This window comes from Pseudomonas sp. AC083, from assembly GCF_979253165.1.
The window spans coordinates 43,923-46,145 of sequence record NZ_CEEDDH010000026.1 but is presented as its reverse complement, the minus strand read 5'-3'; the positions used below and the strand labels follow the sequence as shown (position 1 = coordinate 46,145).

The 2,223-nt window shown below is 62.0% G+C and carries 2 protein-coding genes; both read right to left on the bottom strand.

Translation table 11 applies throughout. The features are described from left to right. Window positions 1-233: DUF4123 domain-containing protein (locus AC0IXA_RS26320; protein WP_471814782.1), on the bottom strand; the 233-nt coding region annotated here is incomplete at its 3' end. Next, window positions 223-2,223, bottom strand: a 2,001-nt coding sequence (locus tag AC0IXA_RS26315; RefSeq protein WP_471814781.1) for a type VI secretion system Vgr family protein, incomplete at its 5' end; no start/stop codon positions are given. The genes AC0IXA_RS26320 and AC0IXA_RS26315, both read right to left, overlap by 11 nt.

The window sequence follows — 2,223 nt, the reverse complement described above, 5'->3', positions numbered from 1 at the left end:
GGCAGGAGTGCCGAGTTCGGTTTGAGTTCGGTGACGTAGGGCATCACCGGTTGCCAAGTGGAGTAGGGTGTGCCGCCCCAGATCGGCAGGAGCTGGGCGGTGGGTTCGGTGAGGTACAGGGTTTTCAGGGCGTCGGCATCGCTCGCCGCACTGATCACCAGATACAAACGCTCGCCACTCTGCAACGGCTGTTGCGCCAGCCAGTCTTTGGGTGTCAATCGATCAGATGGCACAGGCACCTGCCTTGCATTTTTCGCATTCTTCGCAGAACGGCGCGTTGCGTTTGAGGGTGTTGATCTGGGCCGGGGTCAGGACCTGGCCGGCCTTGTCGGCATCCGCCTGTTTCAGCACGCCGGGCATCAACGGCGCGGCGCCCGTACCAACGCCGGGGCTGCCGCCGGAGTTCATGTTGATTACCGGGCCGCTCAAGGTCACGCCGCCGGCGTCGATCTTGATGAAGCTGCCGCCGCCGACCAGCGTGAGTTCGGCGCCGGCTTCCATCACCACTTTCATGCCGCTGCTCAGGTGGATTTCCTGGCCTGCGTCGATGAACTGGCCGGTGCCGATCTTGATGTGCTGGTTCACGCCGACGGTGAGGTGGTCGTTGGCGCGGGTTTCGACTTTGCGGTCGGCGTAGACGGTGTGGTGTTCTTCGGCCTTGAACTCGGTGTAGCTGTTTTGCTCGACGGTGTCGTGGCGTTCGTTGCCGACGCGGATTTTCTGGTCGTGCTCGATGTTCTCGTCCCAGTCGCGCTGGGCGTGCAGGTAGATCTGTTCCTGACCTTTTTTGTCTTCGATGCGCAGTTCGTTGTAGCCGCCACCGCCCATGGAGCTCAGGGTCTTGAAAGTGCTGCGGGTCTTGTTCGCCGGCAGTGGATAGGGGACGGTGTTTTCCTTGTGGTACAGGCAGCCGCTGATCAGTGGCTGATCGGGGTCGCCTTCAAGGAACGTGACGAGCACTTCCATGCCGATGCGCGGGATGGCGATGCCGCCGTACTGGGCGCCGGCCCAGGCGCTGGAAACACGCAGCCAGCAGCTGGTCTTGTCGTCGGCCTGGCCTTCGCGGTCCCAGTGAAACTGGACTTTGACCCGGCCGTACTCGTCGCAGTGGATTTCTTCACCTTTCGGGCCGGTGACCACCGCGCTCTGGCTGCCGAGAATGCGCGGTTTCGGGTGGCGCAGCGGCGGGCGGTTGGGCACGTCCCATGGCGTGGCCTGGAAGCGGTTGCGGTAGCCCTGATGGAAATCGTCTTTCAGCGCCGTGGTGTCGCTGGTCACCGACTCTTCGAGCACTTGCGGCTGCTTGCCTTCGTGCAGGACTTCGGTGAGCAGCCAGAGGTCGTTCCATTTGGCTTTCGGGTGTTCGGTCAGGGCGAGGAAATGACCGCTGACCAGCAGTGGCTGATCACTCTTGCCTTCGGCGAGCTGGAAGTCGCTGCGATGGCGTTCGAGGGCGCGTTTGGCCAAATGCTTGCCGCGCTCGCGGTCGATGAAGCGGCCCGGGTAATCGTAGTCTTCGAGGTCTGGCAGGGCGTCGCCACGGTTTTCGCTTTCCAGGGTCAGGCGCGGTTTTTCGAAATCGTAATCGCGGCGGGTGGTGCGGCTGGTGCGGGTTTCCAGGCGCAGGTCGAAACGCTTGATCACCGGGTTGCTGGCGACCATGCCGGAGTCTTGCTGATAGGGCACCGGCTTGAGCTTCGGGAACACCGTTTGGTCATCGCCGAACACCAGCTTGTGCGCGTTGGCGCTGTGCTGGAAGTGGAAGTGAATGCCTTCTTCTTCACACAGGCGCTGGATGAAGTGCAGATCCGACTCGTCGTATTGCACGCAGTAGATGCGCTCGGGATAGATCGAGCCGGTCTTGAATTCGTAGGCGTTGCCTTGGATGCCGTGCTCTTCCAGCACTTGGCCGATGATTTTCGGCACGCTGAGGTTCTGGAAGATGCGCTGGTTGATGCGGTGCGCCAGGTACGCCAGTTGCGGGCGCAGCGTCACCGAATAACGGGTCAGGCGCTTGCCGGAATCGCCTTGCGCAGCGCGGTAGATCTGCCCATGAATGCCGCTGCCGTCAGGCGACAGCTGCAGAAAGGCCGGTTTGTGCAGCAGGGCTTCGAGGTCCAGCGACGGCTGCTCACTGACCAGCTCCACCTCAAACACAAAAGGCTGGCTGATGGCTTCCCGGCCTTGCAGGGTAAACACCTGAAAGTCGGCGGAAAGCCCTTC